The following is a 17803-nucleotide window of genomic DNA, read 5'->3' on the forward strand; positions in this document are numbered from 1 at the left end:
TGGAAGGTGCCTAATCGAGTGGAAAGAAGGAAAAATCGTTGTCTAAGAAGGAATCGTTTGTAAAAGGAACGCTAATTTTAGCCGGGGCTGCGCTGATTGCCAGGCTGCTGGGACTATTTCAGCGTGTGCCGTTAGAGCATATATTAGGGGACGTCGGTAATGCTTCCTATGTTTTGGCTAACGGCATTTACTTTATGCTACTGCCCTTGGCAACGGCTGGCTTGCCAAGCACGCTGAGCCGGATGGTCTCCGAGCGCCATGCTCTGGATCGGCCAGCGGAGTCGGAAAGAGTATACCAGGCTGCGCTTTGGTTTGCCGCTGTCATGGGTATGATTATGTCACTGTTTTTATATATTGCCGCACCTTATTATGCGGCTGCTTCCCGAGTTCCGGAGGCGGCCATCGCCATTCGATCGCTGTCGCCGGCATTGCTTATTTTTCCGCTGATCGCCATTATGCGCGGTTATCTTCAGGGCCGCAATATTATGATCGCGGGCGGCATCTCGCAGGTGATCGAACAAATCGTGCGTGTTGGCTCCGGTATCTCGCTGGCCTTTGTGTTGTATCATATGAATGCCAAAGGCGAGGAAATTGCTGCGGCAGCTACGTTCGGAGCCGTGCTTGGCGGTGTGGCCGCATTCATCGTTATGTTGTATTTCAATGCTAAAACGAAGCGGCAGGATCGAGCGGATGGTTTGCCTCAGGCCAAAGACGATCCTAATCGCCTGCCTTTCTCCAAAATTTATATGGAAATTTTCAAGCTCTCGATTCCGATCGTGCTGTCCTCGCTTACAGTTCCTGCCGTCAATTTTATCGACGGCTCGATTCTAAAGCCGCTGCTCAGCCAGCAGATCGGTGCGGATCAAGCTACGTATATTCTCGGGATACTGGGTAACCGTGCTCAAATGATTGCGGGCATTCCGCCGATTTTAGCGATTGCGCTTAGCACATCGCTGCTGCCGATCATTTCCGCGGCGTTTGCCCGGAAGGACGAGGAGCATCTCCATCGGCAGGTTTCGCTCGCGATGCGTGTATCTGTATTGACGGGAATGCCGATGGTTATCGCGTTAACTACGGCGGCTTACTCGGTAAACGGACTGTTGTTCAGTACCCGTGACGGCAGCAGCATCATCGCGCTGTTAACCTTTGGTACGATATTTCAAATCACGATGATGATTAGCAACTCGATACTGATCGGGATCAATAAAGTAAATCTCTCGATGGTTCATGTCGGAATCGGCGTGACTGTGAAGTTTGTTCTTAGTTTGCTGCTTGCTCCACTGTGGGGGATTTACGGTATCATTCTGGCGACGATCCTATGCTTCCTAACGATCACATTGCTCAACGTAAGAACCATGAAGAAGATCGTTCCATTCTCGATCATGGGCAATCGCTGGACAGGCTTTCTGGTTACGATTGTTGTGTTGTCGGGCGTCGGCTACGGTCTTAATCAAGCCGGCATCAACTTGGTATCTGTTATGCCGGATCGCTTGGCTTTCTTCATCACCTGCTGCATTGTCGGTGTAGCCGTTGTTGCGCTGTATCCGGTGCTGCTGGTCGTGCTGCGCGTCGTCCGCAGGGACGAGCTTGCGACATATCCGGCGCCGCTGCGTAAGCTGCTGGCCCCATTGATGCGCCTGCAGGGCGGCGGCCAGCCCGGTGAAGGCCGTTAATCGGCCTTGAAGGGCAAGGCGGCGTCGTGCGCGAACGCCGTCTTCAGGACGCCGGTTCGGTGCTCGCGACTGATGTCGCAAAGCAGCGGCGTCTGCGGCGCGCTGATACCGTCCAGCGCGCTTGTATCCTTGAGCCAATCCTCACGGGATATTGGCTCATAAGGCGTGTCGCCCCAAGCCTCAAGGAGCTTGGGGCTGTAGAGACGCTCGCCGGTTGGCAGCGTCTCGCTTTCAAGAAGCTCTGACCCCTGCAAGGGCGCGGTCAGAGCTTCTTCTGGATTGGCCGTGAAGATGTCCGGCCAATAATCGGCGCGCGAGCCGCTGTGCGGCACCGCTCGCGCAAAGGCTTCGGCGCCGCTCTTCACGGCGCGAAGACCCATGAGCATCGCGTAGAGGCATTTGCCTAGCGCGATGCGGGCGGGGAGGCTGCCGAAGTCGGTGACGGTTCGGCCGGCCAGTCGGGTCACGCTGTTGCCCTCAAAGAGAGGGATGATCAACTGGTTGAGTCCTGCCAGGCTGTAGAGGTGAAAATTCGTTTTATCTGTTACATGCCGCTGGTAGAAAGGATGGCGGATCACCCGCTGCTCGATATAATTCTGCTCGTTGATGATCAGGCCGACCGTCAGCAGGGCGCTGCCCTTGTCAATCCAGAAACGCTCCCAGAAGGGGCGCATAAAGCGTGATACGCTAAAATAACGCAGCAAATGAAACTGGCTTGCGCCAAGCTCACGGCTTTTCTGATATAGCAGCAGCTGTGGGTAGGCATCTTGAAAAATAAGCGCATTGCTGCGCTCCAGAAATCGATAGACGTTCCGCTTGCCCTCTTCATTTAGAGCATCCGCCATTCGGCTCCCGCGCAGATCGGTCATATTCCAACCTGCGTTTCGGGATACTACGTGAGCCAGGAATGCCCAGTGGAGTTCAGGGAATGCTTCGTAGCAAGACAGATAAGCTGCGGTGCGTGAGATGTTGCTGACGCCAGCCCGGCTTGTCGCGGTTAGAATATCCTCGGCTATTTTACGGTCGGAACGGGTAAATTCCTCATCCTCCTGGGTGCGGTAGGCGGCTCCTCGCCTTAAGAGCTCTTCAACTTCGTTGGATACCGTTCGGGCGGAGGCTTCATTCCAATGAAGCGGAAGACGCTCTTCGCGCAGCTTAGTGGAATGAGCGATGTCCTCGGCCCTGCTGCGGATCGCATTCCGAACGGCAGCCGGCAGATGCAGCAGCAGCTGCTTGAAACGATTCTGCTTCATATGAGTTCCTCGCTTTGTCGTTCACGCATTTTATTACAAAGTATGGCCTAAAGATTTGACTTCCACTCTTCAATTTGCTTGACTTAACTAGAGAAGGACACAGAAAGGAATGATCCCGAGTGAAACAAGTGGCATCCGCCGGAGAATTTAATGTCAGCATTCAATCCAGCAATTTAGTCGTTGCCGTATTTACAGCAAGCTGGTGTGTCGATTGCAAGTTTATCGATCCGTTCATGCCTGAGGTCGAGGAGAAATACGCCGATCGTTTGACCCTGATTGAAGTCGATGTCGACAAAGTGGGTGAAGTGAGCCGGGAGCAGAATATATTGGGGATTCCTAGCTTCGTAGCTTATGCGGACGGACGAGAGCTGGTTAGATTCGTGAACAAGCTGCGGAAGTCGCGTGAGGAGATCGAGGATTTCTTGAACAGAGCTTTGGATGTCTACCATGCTTTGCATGACACTTCCGAGAGAAAAGAGTAGGACTATATAGGATGAATGAAAGAATGGGATTAAGCAACGGAGAAAAATGATTCCGAAGAAATATCGCTATAAACAGTTGAATCAACAACATAAATCACATCGTCTTCTAAATTCATAGGGAGGCGATGTTTTATTTTTGAACATTTTGTCACAGTTTTACTATGACGTCATGTTCCTTATCGGTTATAATGAAGAATGATTTGATCGAATTGTATAATTTTTATAAATCCTGAATAGCAGGTGAGAAACCTTTGAACACGAAGCAACTGAAATGGATTGCCTATCTTTCCTGTTTTGTCATGTTTTTGGCTACATTGGGCGGAAGCGTTGTCACGAAGACAGAGTCGGGACTTGGCTGTGGTAATGAGTGGCCGCTCTGTCATGGAAAGTTCGTTCCGGCGCATACGGTAGCATCCTTGATTGAATACTCGCACCGGGCGGTCAGCGGTGCTGCCGGGCTGCTTGCCGTGGCGGCGTTTGTAGCGTTTTGGAAGTATCGCAAAAACCGTAAAGACCTACAGATGTACGCATTACTGGCTCTTATTTTCGTCATGGTACAGGCATTCATGGGAGCGATGGCTGTCGTCTATCCGACATCCTCAGGGGTTATGGCATTGCATTTCGGTTTCTCGCTGATTGCCTTTGCCAGCTCTATCATGCTTGTGCTTGGCATCCGTGAGGATGAAGTCAGACAGGGAAAATCCGCTTCAGTTCCGGTCGTGCGGGTGTCAAAAGCTTTCCGTAATCTGGTATGGGTGATAACTGCCTATACTTATGTTGTCGTGTATCTTGGGGCATACGTAAGCCATACGGATTCTGCTGGCGGCTGCCTCGGCTGGCCGCTTTGTAACGGGCAGTTGATTCCTGAACTGTCGGGCGGGGTCGGCATTGCTTTCCTGCACCGCGTGGCGGCTGCATTGCTGTTGATTCTTATCGCCATCATGGGGCATATCGCTTATTGGAAGCACCCCGCTAATCGCGAGTTGCGGACATTGGGGTTGGCCGCGACGATCCTTTCGGTGATTCAAGTATTAACGGGAGCCAGCATCGTGTTTACTGTGAATAATTATCATGTTTATTTATTTACGTCATTGGCTCACATCGTCGTTTTGGCAGCTCTGTTCGGGGTTTTATCTTATCTATGCGTACGCACCTGGCAAATGAGCCGTTTGCCAAGCGAGCAGGGGCAGGCGTTTAACTCTTTGGAGTCTTAACCCGTACTTTAATGAGATGATTTTTTTTTTGTGGTAGGTCAGCAGTTAAGTGGCGTGCTGTTCATGCCTGGAGGGCTCATGAAACGTTCCAAATTGTGATAAAATAATAGCTGTACGATCATCCAGGGAAGCGAGGAATAGGTATGCTGCGGTCATTGCTTGGCGAACCTCCCAGACAGAATGAAGGAATACTGGCGGATACGATGGACGCCATTTTAAAAATGATAAGGATCCTGCAGAAAGAAATAGAGCGGCATCGAGATCCCTCGCATGATTTACGCAAGCTTGAAATTTGGATTTATGGCTTAATCTCTTCTCTAGATGAGCTTGAACAGTGCAAGTATGCGGCTAATTATTTTCGGCGCAAGGTCACCCATGACTATTTAGAGGATATGCCCGCCGCAGAAAAGGGTGATTATGCCAGGTACGTCTATTTTTACAAGGATGGATTCATTCGGGTGTTTTCTATATTGGATAAGCTCGGGACGGTATTGAACGAGTTGTTTGAGCTGAATACGTCTAAGGTGAAGGCGCACTTTTCCTATTTTACGGTGCTTCGTCAGTTTCGTTATTTGAAGGTGCATCCAGAACTAGCGGATCAGTTGTTCGACATTAAGGACAAACATAAGGAATCAATGAGCATACTGCGTCGTCGGCGCAATACGGAGATCCATTATATGAATGCAGAGATGCAGGATGACTTGTGGCAGCGTCATCAGGGGCTGGATGGCAAGGTGGAGCTTGAGAATCTCGACAAGCATCTGAATGATTTGGAACATGGATATTCGATGGTTTGCGAGTCCCTGCATACGGTGTTTACTTATACGAACCAAAGATGGAAAAAAGTTAAACAGAGTTAGCGCATAGATAATATAGTAATTTCCTTTGACAAACGAGAGGAAAGAATCTATACTCTATTTCTATAGAATAGTTTCAGAAAGATTTCATTGCTGATCTTTCATCAATTTCATATTTTCTTATCAAGAGAGGCGGAGGGAAAGGCCCGATGAAGCCCAGCAACCGATTTGTAAAGAACTGCAGCTTGGATCGCTGCATCTTTAGCAAATGTCATGGTGCTAATTCCTTCAAGATCGCGTAACGTGGCAACGCGCAGGGCGGTTTTGGTAGATGAGAAGGCATTGTCTTTACGTAAAGAGAGCCCTCTGAATCTGCAGGGCTCTTTATTTATTATTCGCATAAATAAATGATTTGATTGGGTATGAACATGTAGGAGCGAAAATATGCTTTGGCGTCATTATGATGAGACGGGAGGATACTAGCTTGATTGAACTCAAACAGCTCACCAAAACTTACGGCAACAAGAAAAAAGCGACCACTGCCTTATCTGGGCTGAACCTTACCGTGAACAAGGGAGAAGTATTCGGGGTCATCGGTCATTCCGGAGCCGGTAAAAGTACGCTTATCCGCTGTATCAATTTGCTGGAGCGTCCAACAGAAGGGGAAGTATGGGTAGGTGGGGTGGAGCTGACTAAGCTGAAGCGGCGAGAGCTTCAAATGCAGCGCCGGAAAATCGGTATGATTTTTCAACATTTCAATTTACTGTCCTCCGCCACTGTATATGACAATATCGCTTTTCCTCTAACGCTCATGGGCGTCCCCAAAAAGCAAATAGCGGAAAAAGTGAATGAACTGCTTGCGCTTGTTGGATTAACAGAACACCAGAAGAAATATCCTGCTCAGTTATCCGGGGGGCAGAAGCAGAGGGTAGGAATCGCCCGGGCGCTTGCCAGCGACCCTGACGTGCTGTTATGCGACGAAGCGACCTCTGCCTTGGACCCGCAAACGACGGATTCGATTCTGAATCTGCTGCTGGAGATAAACCGTAAATTTAATCTGACAATTCTGCTGATTACGCACGAGATGCATGTGATCCAGCGAATTTGTGACCGAGTTGCCGTCATTCATCAGGGCGGTATCGTGGAGGAAGGCCCGGTCACTGAGGTGTTTCTGAAGCCAAAGCATGCGGTTACGCGTGAATTCATCAGTCGGGAGCTTGCCGGAGAAGAAGGCTTTAAGCAAGTCACTTCGGTTCCGCTGCCTGCTTGGGCAAGATTGGTGAGAATTACGTTCCTGGGCGCAAAGACGTATGAATCGGTGTTGTCTCAGGTTGTAAGAGAGACGGGAGTTAATTTTGCCATACTGCAGGGGACGATCTCCACAATTAAGGATGTCCCGTATGGTCAATTGACGGTTTCCTTCGAAGGCGATAATGCCAAGGTGGATGAGACGCTGAAGCTGTTGCGGGAGCGGGATCTTGATGTGGAGGTGATCGGGTAATGGGCGATTTGGATTTCTCCAAAATCAATTGGGATGAAATGCGCATTGCCACAGGCGATACGCTGCTCATGATGGGCTATGCGACTTTCTTTACTTTTCTGATTGGCCTGCCGCTCGGAATTATGCTATATAGCTTTTCGCGATCCAATCACTGGCTAATCGGTCTGCTCTACAGAATATTATCGATCATCGTTAATATTGTCCGATCTGTACCGTTTATCATCTTGATCGTAGTCCTGATTCCATTTACCCGGATGGTCGTCGGGGTATCGATAGGGGTTCAGGGGACGATTCTGCCGCTCGTGATCGGAGCTGCTCCGTTCTTTGCGCGTCTCGTCGAGACTTCATTGCGTGAAGTTGACCGCGGTGTGATTGAGGCCTCTCAGGCGATGGGAGCATCCCCGCTGCAAGTGGTTCGCAAGGTGCTTCTGCCCGAATCGCTGCCAGGGCTGATTGCCGGAATGACAATTACGGCGGTTACTCTAGTCTCCTATACGGCAATGTCCGGCATGGTTGGGGGCGGTGGACTTGGCGACCTGGCGATCAGGTACGGATATCATCGTTACCAGAAGGAAGTTATGATCGTAGCGGTGGTCTTTATGGTCATATTCGTGCAGCTGCTGCAAATGATTGGCGACCGTCTAGTTATTTATTTTACACGGAAATAAGGAAATACTATATATATCGTGCGGGTTTAAATAAGAGTTCAAAAAGTTGCTTTTTAGCACCGAGAAGGTTGTAAGAACCTGAAGAAGGAGGAGCGGAGTGTAGGTAGAACCTACATGAGCACCGGACTTCGAGGGTGAATGCAAGATTCGATGAGAAATCACAACTTGAATTACTTCGTGATCAAAAGATAACTTTTTGAACTACCTCTAGCACATCCTTATTCAAAAAAATCATATTCATTAGGAGGGCATACTGTTATGAAAAAATGGACATTATCTTTCTTGACGCTGGCGCTTGTACTGGTACTCGCTGCTTGCGGAAGCAAGCCTGCGAACAACGGCAACGGGGCTGCAGAGGCACCGCAAAACAATGCGGGCAACGCAGAACAAGCAGCACCGGAGGAAACTGTTAAGCTTATCGTAGGTGCTACTGTACCGCATGCTGATATCCTGAAATCTATCGCTCCGCAATTGAAAGAGGAGGGCGTAGAGCTGGAAGTCAAAGAATTTACGGATTATGTTCAACCGAACGTACAAGTGTTCGAGAAGCAGCTTGATGCGAACTATTTCCAGCACCAGCCGTACCTTGATAATCAGAATGAAGAAAATAAGTTGGATCTTGTCTCCGTTGTAGGCGTTCATGTAGAGCCCTTTGGAGCATACTCGAAAAAATATAAATCTGCAGATGAAATTGCAGACGGCGCGAAGGTAGCAATCCCTAATGACCCTACCAACGGGGGACGTGCGCTTCTGTTGCTTGAGAAGCAAGGTCTGATCAAGCTGAAAGAAGACGCGGGCATTAAAGCTACAAAAGCCGACATTGTTGAGAATCCTAAGAACTTTAGCATTATAGAGCTTGAGGCTGCAATGCTTCCTCGCCAGCTGGATGAGGTGGACTTTGCTTTGATCAACACGAACTATGCGATCGAAGCAGGCTTGAATCCGGTTAATGATTCCCTGTTCATTGAGGATAAAGAATCTCCTTACACGAACATGTTGGTAGCTCGTCCGGACAATAAGGATTCCGATGCGATTCAAAAGCTGGCAAAAGCTCTTACTTCCGACGAAGTAAGAACATTCATTGAAGAGACGTACGAGGGAGCATTAATTCCAGCATTCTAATCGTACTTCATATGCTTGAATCCAAGTCCCGTATACCCTTTTGGGTATGCGGGTTTTTTTGATGTTTTTAGATAATAACAGTCAATGAAACGTTGTATACGTGCAATTCAACCCTTCTTATTGTGAAAATAATCACGTGATCCAGCAAGAGGCGATGGTATAATAAGTAAAAGAGAATGATAATTATTTTCAATTATGTTAGATCAATAAATTAAAGGATTGGATAGATCGTGAGAAATTTAACCCATGGGAAACTGAACACGGAATATATCATCAAAGCTGTCGAGACGAATGATAAAGAACTTAAGGAGTTCTTGTTTACATTAGGTTGTTATGAAGGGGAGACTGTTACGATTATATCCATACTCGCGGAGAATTACGTCATTGCGGTAAAGGATGCTAGGTACAGCATTGATAAGGATTTAGCCGAGGTGATTAGCATTTAGTTGTATATCAACCTATAGTCCAAATTATAATGAGTAGGGGTTAGATGGCCATGAAGCTAAGAGGCAATATGAAAGTAGCGTTAGCTGGAAATCCCAACAGTGGGAAAACAACGTTATTCAATGCATTAACCGGTAAACAGGAGCATGTAGCCAACTGGGCCGGTGTAACTATTGAGAAAAAGGAAGGTAAGATCAAGAATAGCTTGAATACAGCAAATGTACAGATGATCGTCGTGGATCTACCAGGGGCTTACTCGATGTCTCCCTTCACCTCGGAGGAAAGTATAACGAGTGATTATGTTAGTAAAGAAGCACCTGATGTAATCATCAATATCGTGGATGCCACAAATTTAAGTAGAAGCTTGTTTTTTACGACTCAGCTCCTGGAACTAGGTGTCCCCGTTGTGGTTGCTCTTAATAAGGCGGATTTAATCAAAAAGAAGAAGACGACAATTGACGTTGACGCATTGTCCCAACTATTGGGCTGCCCGGTGATTGAAACCGTCGCAACGAAAGCAAGCGAGAATGGCTTAGAGCAATTAGTTGCTACAGCCTTAGGGGCGAAAGCTCAACCTCCAGTGCCCCCTTTTGACAGTAAAGAGGTCAATCACGCAGATCAAAGCTCTGTTGAAGCCTCCGACAAAAAAAGATATGAGTTTGTGAAGAGCATGGTTTCCAAAGTAGAGAGCAGGCAAGTCACTAGTAATAAACAAACCAAACAAGATTCTGCAGATAGAATACTGGCTCATAAATGGCTTGGTATTCCGATCTTTGCTGTCGTGATGTGGACGGTGTTCTCCATTTCTCAAACCTATGCTGGTCCATGGCTGGCAGATTTATTGGTGGGCTGGATTGATCTATTCTATGGATGGGTAGAAGGGGTAATAGGTGAAGAGGCTTCTCCTTTACTTGCTTCTATCGTCCTGGATGGGATGATTGGCGGCGTCGGAGCCGTTGTTGGATTTTTGCCACTGATTATGGTGCTGTTCTTCCTGTTGGCATTGCTAGAAGATTGCGGTTATATGGCCCGGGTTGCTGTCGTGATGGATCGTTTCTTCAAAAAAGTAGGATTGTCCGGCAGATCCATTATTCCGATGATTATTGGGACCGGTTGTGCGATTCCAGGAGTCATGGCTGCTAGAACGATTAAGAATGAAAGACAAAGAAGGACAACAGCTATGTTAACTCCTTTTATGCCATGCGGTGCAAAGTTGCCGGTTATTGCGTTATTTTCCGGGGCGTTCTTTGCTGATTCAGCCTGGGTTGGAACTTCGATGTATTTTGTAGGAATTGGCATTATCCTATTAGGGGCTCTTATGGTCACTAGAATAACGGGCGAGAAAAATGTGAGAACATATTTCATTATGGAGCTGCCCGAATATAAGTTCCCGAGTATAGCCAGAGCAACGCTGTCTATGCTGTCCCGAGGTAAAGCCTTTATTATCAAAGCCGGTACGATTATTCTGCTCTGCAATACGGCAGTCCAGATCATGCAAACCTTCAACTGGAAGTTCCAGGTTGTTGCGGAAGGTGCGGAACATACCAGTATTTTGGCTAGTATCGCTTCGCCTTTTGCTTATTTGCTAATTCCTTTAGGCTTTGGTGTATGGCAACTGGCCGCTGCTGCGGTTACTGGTTTTATTGCCAAGGAGAATGTCGTAGGTACATTAGCGGTAGTTTACGGTATAACAAACTTTATAGATACGGAGGAGTTCGCTCTTGTCTCGGATGGACAAAGTGTTGCTAGCGTGATTGGTTTGTCCTCTGTAGCTGCCTTGTCCTACTTGGTGTTTAATTTGTTCACTCCGCCTTGCTTTGCCGCAATTGGTGCGATGAACTCGGAGATGGAGAATAAGAAGTGGTTATGGGGTGCGATTGCCTTCCAATTCGGTTTGGGTTATGCCGTGGCCTTTATAACTTATCAAGCGGGCGCTTTGATTACGACAGGTGCGGTGGGCAGCGGCTTTATACCTGGCTTTTTCGCTGTAGCGGTGATGATTGGAATTGTAGTCTATCTTATCAAAAAGGGTAATCAAAAAGCCGATCTTAAGCTGGCACTAAATCAATAGGAGGAGACCGTTATGATAGATATTATTCTTATTCTGGTTATATGCATCCTGGTAGTTGCCGCAGTGGTCAAGATCGTGATAGAGAAGAAAAGGGGCGCCAAATGTATTGGTTGTCCTTCTAGTGGAGCAGGTAAGCAAGCCTGTCCATGTTCTCCATCCAAGGATTGTTCAATGGAAGAGAGCGGTAATTCTCTACTCTGATCCTTGTAGTTTGTGGGAAGGCTTCAAATCTTTTATACTTGATATATGTGTATATAGGATGAGGAGGAGAAGGACATTGAAGGGTAAAGTCGCTCTGATCACCGGAAGTGCCAAAGGACTTGGCAGAAAAACGGCGCTGACGCTTGCGGAACAAGGATGTCATATCGCACTGAACTATGTACATAGCGAAGCCGAGGCATTTACTCTGAGGCAGCAAATCGAGCAGCTAGGCGTATCCTGTATCGCGGAAAAGGCGGATATATCGCAGCCTGAGGAGATCGAAACCTTGGCCAATGAAGTCGTAGCCAAACTGGGGACGATCGATATTCTTGTCAATAATGCTGGTCCGTTCATACGGGAGCGGCGCTTGTTTGCCGATTACAGTCAGGCTGAAATTTTATCGATGATCGAGGGGAATCTGGTAGGCGCGATGCTGCTGGATCATTATGTACTGCAAGGAATGCGGGATAAGGGTTGGGGGCGCATTATTCATTTCGGCTTCGGGCATGCGGCGGAATCCAGAGCTTGGCCGCATCGGGCGGTATATGCCGCAGCGAAGACCGGTCTGGTGTCCTTTACGAAGACGCTTGCAGTAGAGGAAGCGCCATATGGGATTACCGTGAATATGGTCTGTCCAGGAGATATACGAGGGCACAACAAGGAGATGTCGATTGAGGAAGCACGACGGCTCCCGGATGGGGAGACTCCGCTGGGACGACCGGGTAGCGGCGAAGATATTTCCAGAGTGATCGCTTTTTTATGTCATGAGAACTCCGATTTCATTACGGGAAACATTATGGACATTTCCGGTGGGCTCGATCCGATCCGTCCGTGGATTAAACCGTCATGAGCAAATTAAGCATATAAAAAAGAACACTCGGCCAATCCGGAAAACCGGAGGAGCCGAGTTTCTTAAAATTATAGAATGAAATGACGTTAGCCGGGGCCAACCACTCTATAATAAAAATTCGAGTTTGTATCTGAAGGAGTTATTTACGTTAGAATACTTGGAGGACCTCTTGTACGCCTTCCACTTCTTCAAACAGCGCGCGCTCGATACCCGCTTTGAGGGTAATGGTGGAGCTTGGGCAGCTGCCGCATGCACCTACCAGCTTCAATTTAACGATGCCATCCTCAACATCGACGAGTTCAACGTCACCACCGTCGCGTTGCAGGAAGGGGCGAAGCTTATCCAGAACTTCCAATACTTCGTCATACAATTTATCTTGTACATGTTCGCTCATTGTTTTCAACTCCTTTCCTTTCTATATTATAGTACAAATAAGCTAAAAATTAAATGGTATGAAAATGGGGGATGCGCAAGTTGAAAGTCATTGTTGAATTTTGCGCGAATAATGCTCACTTTGGAACGGATGAAGTGATGAAAAAGCTGGAGCAGCATCCGAACTTCGAGGTTTATGAATATGGCTGCCTCACCGGATGCGGCATGTGCTATCTGACACCTTACGCACTGGTCAACGGAGAGACCGTCGAGGCTGAGACAGCTGGCGCTTTGTATGATGTAATTATTCGTATTCTAGACCAAATGAAATCGGACAATACATGATGAATGAATTGACAATAGTGGACTTGATAGAACAGTAATTGAATTAACCGATATGATGCTTGGATAACCAGAGTACTCCGCTCTTCAGAATTCGCGGCACGCGGCCAGTCACCTGTGCTTTGCCCATTAGACCAAAGCCGGCTTTTTTGCCCAATGAGCCTAAGGTGCCTTTGAGCTTCAGACGCTGGAGCCTCGGCGCCTCCCCCCGCCATAATGCGGAGGCAATTTGGGCGACTTGCTGGCCTTGGCCTTCCGCTGCTTGTGTGCTAGGCGCAAAGGGGAGGCTGGCGCAGTCACCGCAGACGAATACCTCGGGATGTTCGGGAATTTGGTAATTTTCGTTCAGTAGAACCCTTCCCTGGTGATCCTTCCGGATATCCAACTTCCTCACGACAGCAGGGGGCTGTATGCCTGCCGTCCAGATGGTCACATCGGAAGCAATCTCGCCATCAGCATGGTAGATAACTCCTTTATCCAAACCAGTCGTGGAGATGCTCGATAAGCTTTCCACCTCATGCTCCTCAAACCACTTCGTTACATAGCCCGATACTTTAGGCGGAAAAGCCGACAGCACCCTTGTTCCGCGATCGATGATGCGAATGTTGAGGTCGGGGCGGCTCTCCCTCAGTTCGGCGGCAATTTCGACGCCGCTAAGCCCGCCGCCAATTACGTTCACCTTGCCGTAAGGCTTGAGGTTGTTTAACTGCAAGTAGGCTTCACGTACAGCAGCGAAGGATTGAATACCAAAGGAATGCTCCTCGGCACCCGGAATACCATGATAATTATCGGTGCAGCCAAGAGCGATAACAAGCTGGTCATATTCAAGCTGATCACCCTCTTGAAAATGGATTGTCCGGTTGCTCAAATCAATGGAACGTACCTCTCCGTACTTCATCAGCAGCCCAGAATAGCTCGGAAACGGCACGCGCAATTCATAATCAGAAGCGGTGCCGGCAGCTAATGCGTAATACTCGGTCTTCAAACTCTGGAATGGCATTCGATCCACCAAGATCACTTGAATGTCGGAAGGAATAAATCCTTTGAACAGTTCATGAATTACGGCGGTGCCGCCGTAGCCCCCACCAAGAACGACGAATTGTTTCATCTCATCGATGTCCTTTCTACCTGGGGCTTCATTGCATTACCAGCTTTGCATCATGAAGCCCAGAAGGCTTTATTCGTAGATCTGAATTTCGTTATAAAAGGTATCCCTTTCTACAGGAATGCGTCCAGCACCTTGAATCAGCCAAATGAGCTCCTTACGGGTCAGACCCTCCGGAGTCAACGCCCCGGCCGCGTGGCTAATCTTTTCTTTAATAATCGTTCCGTGTACGTCGGATGCTCCAAAAGTTAGGGCAACTTGGGTCAACTGTACGCCGATGTTGATAAAATAAGCTTTAATATGCTGAATGTTATCCAGCATCAGTCGGCTGATCGCAATCGTTTTAAGATCCTCATAGGCCGAATTGCGGCGGGTAATGCTGGCGTTCTTATTGCGAGGCTGCATAGATAGCGGGATGAACACCATGAATCCATGGGTTTCGTCCTGAAGCTCGCGAATTTGCAGCATGTGGCGAATGCGATCCTCATGGGACTCGATAGCACCATACAGCATTGTTGTATGAGTTTTCATCCCCAACTGATGAGCAGTCCGGTGAACATCGAGGTATTGATCGACATTTGCTTTATCCACTTTCATTTTTTGCCGGTATTGATCGGATAGTATTTCTGCTCCGCCCCCCGTCAGGGATTGCAGTCCGGCCTTTTGCAGCTCCATAAGCACTTCGCGCGTGCTGAGCCCGCTGATTCTTGTGAAAAATTCAATTTCCGCTGCGGTATAAGCTTTAAGTGTCACTTCCGGAAAACGATCCTTCAGAGCCTTAAGCGAATCTACATAATATTGAAAAGGCACATGATTATTATGGCCGCCTACAATATGGAATTCACGGATACCTGGATGAATATGCTGCTCCACATAAGCAACCATCTCTTCGCCGCTTAATGTATAGGAGCCCTCCTCACCCTGATCCTTGCGGAAATTGCAAAATGCACAGTAGGATTCGCATACGTTTGTAAAATATAAACTCATATTTTCGATGAAATAGACTTTATGGCCGTTCTTCTTAAGATTGACCTCATTTGCTAACTGACCAATGGTCAACAAATCATCGCTTTCATATAAATATACCCCATCCTCCAACGAAAGACGTTGTCCTTGCCGAACCTTAGCTACGATGTCCGCCATTTTGCTGTCGATATTCGGGCTGATTGCAATAGACATGTTAAAACCTCCGTTTCCATAAGTGACTCCGGCGGTCTTGGCATAAAAGTAGGATGAGAGTAGAGTCCCGACTGCCGTCACTGCCGTGTTGGAGAGTATCCAATTAGACAGTAGTACCACCTTCCCTATTATAAACTTCCAAATGGTAGCGGGCAACAAAATGTAATAAAAATCACATATCTTGAGAGGGGTTGTGATGTGGAGTATACTTTAATAAAGTAAGGATAAGGAGTGTGAAGATGAATGATTAACATTTCAGATAGCGCATTGGCTCGCATTAGACAGATGCTGGAGCAGGAAGAGACACCGGATATGTTCCTCCGCCTTGGTGTGAACGAGGGCGGATGCAGCGGTTTTTCATATGGAATGGGCCTGGATGATCAGGAGAGCGAGGAAGATGTCTACATGGAAGTTAGCGGCCTTAAGGTCGTTGTGGATAAGGAAAGCATCCGTTACTTGAACGGACTGGAGATCGACTACAAGGAATCCGGCATGAGCGGCGGCTTCACGATCCATAATCCGAATGCAATTGCTTCCTGCGGCTGTGGCCAGTCGTTCCGTATGAAGGACGAGGAAGGCCGTCCGGAAGTGTGCGATTGATTTTCGCTGTAAGGCGCTGGTTTTACGGTTTCGATTTCCGTTGATCTGAATGGAAGCCGAGACGGAAGCCTGTGCTCAGGTAATCGTGAGGGATTGCGGATAACGGCCTCCACTACGTAAGTTTCGCTATTACGTATTTGGAGGTCTTTTTATGTCGCTTAAAAAACGAGAAAGGCGCGTATCGAATGGGGCGCGAACATACGGGAGTTTCCGCGCGTATCGATAGGCCAGGCGTTGGAATTTGCAATCAGCGCGAAGAGAGCAGAAGAGCTGCGCGATCGAACGATAACCGATTATGCCAAGTATTATGGATATTTCACAGCGTGGTTAGAAGAAGCGCATCCAGACGTTGAGTTTATTGACGAGATCACTACGCAAATGGTTCGCGATCACATTTTATGCTCTCCATTTGTTTTCCGGATTTGCCCGGTGCAATTACTTGCGGAGAGAATGACGAAGAAGCACTATATATGGCGGAGGATTGTTTGGCTCTACATTTATATGGTATGGAAGAGGATGGTGATGAGATTCCAGAATCGTCCCGTGATAAATTAAAAACCAACAAGCCGTTATTCCCTATAGGAAGCGGCTTGTTGGTTTCATAATCGGTTTAGTTCTTGCTTTGGCTTAATCCTGCTCCGTTTTGTCCGGGTTTTGAGATTCTGGAGCGTCTGCTGTTACGTTTACCTCTGGAATGGATGAATCAGCGGTGCCGTTGTTGTCCTCCTCTTCATACAGTTTGGAGCGATGCTCAAACCACTGAAAGAGGTGGGTGCAAATGACCTTTAGCACAGCATAGCCGGGAATGGCAAGGATGACGCCAAGCACGCCGAACAAATTTCCAGCCGTCAGGATGACGAAGATAATGGTAATCGGATGAATCCGCAGGGTTTTGCCCATGATTTGCGGGGATATGAACTTCCCTTCCACGAGCTGAACGACGGTCCATACGATAATCAGCTTCAGCAGCATAAATGGCGATGTAACGATAGCAATGATCAATGCTGGAGTAATCGCGATTGCTGGTCCCAAATAAGGCACAATGCTGGTAAAGGCTGCGATGATCGCGAGTACCAGGGAATAATCGAGTCCGATTATCAAGAAGCCGATGTAGAGCAGCCCCCCGATACAGAAGCTGACGATGATTTGCCCGCGAATGTAAGAGCTGATTTGTCCGTTAGCTTCGGACATTACGCGATGAGTCTGCTCGCGCAGCTTCACTGGAACGAATCGAAGGATGAAGTGCGGGAGCTTTTTTCCGTCCTTCAGAAGATAGAACAGGATAAACGGCACTGTCACCAAAGTAAGCACGATGTCGACGACTGCGCCGACAAAGCCGCCGATGCCGCTAAAGGCATTTTGCGCTATCGTGGTTGCCCGTTCGGACAGCGTTTGGGCCAAATCTGTCAGATTGAAGCCGGTCGATTGCTGGAATTGATGATAGAACTCACTACCGATTAGGGCCTCGAACTGAATCTGGACTTCTTGACTGTATATCGGGAAGTTATAGACTAGTCCGGTTACCTGTTCTTGGACGAGCGGAATGACAGAAATAATGATGATCGTGAGAATCCCGATAATCAGTAAGTATAGAGCGGCAATGGTGTAAACACGGGGTATCTTTTTTCGCTCCAGCAAATCGACTAGCGGGTTGAGCAGATAGTATATAGCTCCCGTCAGAAGTATGGGAACCAACACCGTCTTGAGCAGCACGATTAGAGGCTTGAATACGAATGAAATTTTAGTCAGAACAAAAATATTCAAACCAATTAGCAGCAGCACGAGTAAAAACAGCACGAAACGATTGTTAATGAAAAACTTCCTGAACCGGTTATTCCAAATTTGCGAACCACTCATGTAGAACTTGTCCCCTCCTGTTAACAACCTAGTTGTTTCTATATATTAAATAATACGTATAAATAAGATTTA

Annotated in this window: 19 protein-coding genes and 1 riboswitch; of the genes, 14 read left to right on the forward strand and 5 right to left on the reverse strand. The window is 47.8% G+C overall.

Going from position 1 to position 17803, the window contains the following annotated elements:
- Positions 1 to 38: 38 nt before the first annotated feature.
- The gene (locus EIM92_RS08725) at positions 39 to 1673 is read left to right on the forward strand and encodes a putative polysaccharide biosynthesis protein (RefSeq protein ID WP_125082315.1); all 1635 of its coding nucleotides are present in this window, start codon (positions 39 to 41) and stop codon (positions 1671 to 1673) included.
- Here EIM92_RS08725 and EIM92_RS08730 read toward each other — a convergent pair.
- On the reverse strand, positions 1670 to 2926 hold the full coding sequence (locus tag EIM92_RS08730; RefSeq protein WP_125082316.1) for a DUF2515 family protein: 1257 nt from the start codon (positions 2924 to 2926) through the stop codon (positions 1670 to 1672). The two genes, EIM92_RS08725 and EIM92_RS08730, sit on opposite strands and share 4 nt — an antisense overlap.
- 119 nt (positions 2927 to 3045) lie before the next feature.
- On the opposite strand from EIM92_RS08730, the gene EIM92_RS08735 reads away from it, so the two are divergent.
- The 10 genes from EIM92_RS08735 (at position 3046) to EIM92_RS08780 (ending at position 12276) form a co-directional block, all read left to right on the forward strand.
- Positions 3046 to 3408, forward strand: coding sequence for a thioredoxin family protein (locus tag EIM92_RS08735; protein ID WP_125082317.1), 363 nt, complete (start codon positions 3046 to 3048; stop codon positions 3406 to 3408).
- Positions 3409 to 3659: 251 nt separating this feature from the next.
- The gene (locus tag EIM92_RS08740) at positions 3660 to 4622 is read left to right on the forward strand and encodes a COX15/CtaA family protein (RefSeq protein WP_125082318.1); all 963 of its coding nucleotides are present in this window, start codon (positions 3660 to 3662) and stop codon (positions 4620 to 4622) included.
- Positions 4623 to 4765: 143 nt separating this feature from the next.
- Entirely contained in the window at positions 4766 to 5482 is a 717-nt protein-coding gene (locus EIM92_RS08745) for a Cthe_2314 family HEPN domain-containing protein (RefSeq protein WP_125082319.1), read from the forward strand.
- A 114-nt stretch (positions 5483 to 5596) separates the two neighbouring features.
- Positions 5597 to 5757: riboswitch (SAM riboswitch) on the forward strand.
- Between the two features lie 146 nt (positions 5758 to 5903).
- On the forward strand, positions 5904 to 6920 hold the full coding sequence (locus EIM92_RS08750; RefSeq protein WP_125082320.1) for a methionine ABC transporter ATP-binding protein: 1017 nt from the start codon (positions 5904 to 5906) through the stop codon (positions 6918 to 6920).
- Entirely contained in the window at positions 6920 to 7588 is a 669-nt protein-coding gene (locus EIM92_RS08755; protein ID WP_125082321.1) for a methionine ABC transporter permease, read from the forward strand. The genes EIM92_RS08750 and EIM92_RS08755 overlap by 1 nt, the downstream gene beginning before the upstream one ends.
- 258 nt (positions 7589 to 7846) lie before the next feature.
- The gene (locus tag EIM92_RS08760; protein ID WP_125082322.1) at positions 7847 to 8710 is read left to right on the forward strand and encodes a MetQ/NlpA family ABC transporter substrate-binding protein; all 864 of its coding nucleotides are present in this window, start codon (positions 7847 to 7849) and stop codon (positions 8708 to 8710) included.
- 230 nt (positions 8711 to 8940) lie between these two features.
- Positions 8941 to 9156, forward strand: coding sequence for a FeoA family protein (locus EIM92_RS08765; RefSeq protein WP_125082323.1), 216 nt, complete (start codon positions 8941 to 8943; stop codon positions 9154 to 9156).
- A 50-nt stretch (positions 9157 to 9206) separates the two neighbouring features.
- Complete coding sequence (gene feoB / locus EIM92_RS08770) at positions 9207 to 11225, forward strand: ferrous iron transport protein B (protein WP_211344438.1); 2019 nt, start codon at positions 9207 to 9209, stop codon at positions 11223 to 11225.
- 12 nt (positions 11226 to 11237) lie between these two features.
- Positions 11238 to 11426 carry a hypothetical protein gene (locus EIM92_RS23900; RefSeq protein ID WP_211344439.1) on the forward strand — a complete coding sequence of 63 codons (189 nt, stop codon included), beginning with the start codon at positions 11238 to 11240 and terminating at the stop codon, positions 11424 to 11426.
- A gap of 76 nt (positions 11427 to 11502) precedes the next feature.
- A complete protein-coding gene (locus EIM92_RS08780) occupies positions 11503 to 12276 on the forward strand; it encodes an SDR family oxidoreductase (RefSeq protein WP_125082324.1) in 774 nt (257 codons plus the stop codon).
- Between the two features lie 148 nt (positions 12277 to 12424).
- Here the strand turns inward: EIM92_RS08780 and EIM92_RS08785 are convergent, their stop codons facing one another.
- Positions 12425 to 12670 (reverse strand): NifU family protein, encoded by a 246-nt coding sequence (locus EIM92_RS08785; protein ID WP_125082325.1) that lies wholly within the window; start codon positions 12668 to 12670, stop codon positions 12425 to 12427.
- A gap of 80 nt (positions 12671 to 12750) precedes the next feature.
- Between EIM92_RS08785 and EIM92_RS08790 the strand changes: the two genes are divergently transcribed.
- Positions 12751 to 12993 carry a YuzB family protein gene (locus tag EIM92_RS08790; protein ID WP_125082326.1) on the forward strand — a complete coding sequence of 81 codons (243 nt, stop codon included), beginning with the start codon at positions 12751 to 12753 and terminating at the stop codon, positions 12991 to 12993.
- A gap of 43 nt (positions 12994 to 13036) precedes the next feature.
- Here EIM92_RS08790 and EIM92_RS08795 read toward each other — a convergent pair whose 3' ends face one another.
- Complete coding sequence (locus tag EIM92_RS08795; RefSeq protein WP_125082327.1) at positions 13037 to 14098, reverse strand: NAD(P)/FAD-dependent oxidoreductase; 1062 nt, start codon at positions 14096 to 14098, stop codon at positions 13037 to 13039.
- Between the two features lie 69 nt (positions 14099 to 14167).
- Complete coding sequence (gene mqnE / locus EIM92_RS08800; protein WP_125082328.1) at positions 14168 to 15274, reverse strand: aminofutalosine synthase MqnE; 1107 nt, start codon at positions 15272 to 15274, stop codon at positions 14168 to 14170.
- A gap of 243 nt (positions 15275 to 15517) precedes the next feature.
- On the opposite strand from mqnE, the gene EIM92_RS08805 reads away from it, so the two are divergent.
- Both EIM92_RS08805 and EIM92_RS08810 read left to right on the forward strand, forming a co-directional pair.
- Entirely contained in the window at positions 15518 to 15874 is a 357-nt protein-coding gene (locus EIM92_RS08805; RefSeq protein WP_125082329.1) for a HesB/IscA family protein, read from the forward strand.
- Positions 15875 to 16272: 398 nt separating this feature from the next.
- Positions 16273 to 16479, forward strand: coding sequence for a type II toxin-antitoxin system HicB family antitoxin (locus tag EIM92_RS08810; protein ID WP_125082330.1), 207 nt, complete (start codon positions 16273 to 16275; stop codon positions 16477 to 16479).
- Positions 16480 to 16501: 22 nt separating this feature from the next.
- Here EIM92_RS08810 and EIM92_RS08815 read toward each other — a convergent pair whose 3' ends face one another.
- Positions 16502 to 17731 carry an AI-2E family transporter gene (locus EIM92_RS08815; protein WP_125082331.1) on the reverse strand — a complete coding sequence of 410 codons (1230 nt, stop codon included), beginning with the start codon at positions 17729 to 17731 and terminating at the stop codon, positions 16502 to 16504.
- Positions 17732 to 17803: the final 72 nt, after the last annotated feature.

It is taken from the genome of Paenibacillus lentus (genome assembly GCF_003931855.1).
Lineage (GTDB): Bacteria > Bacillota > Bacilli > Paenibacillales > Paenibacillaceae > Fontibacillus > Fontibacillus lentus.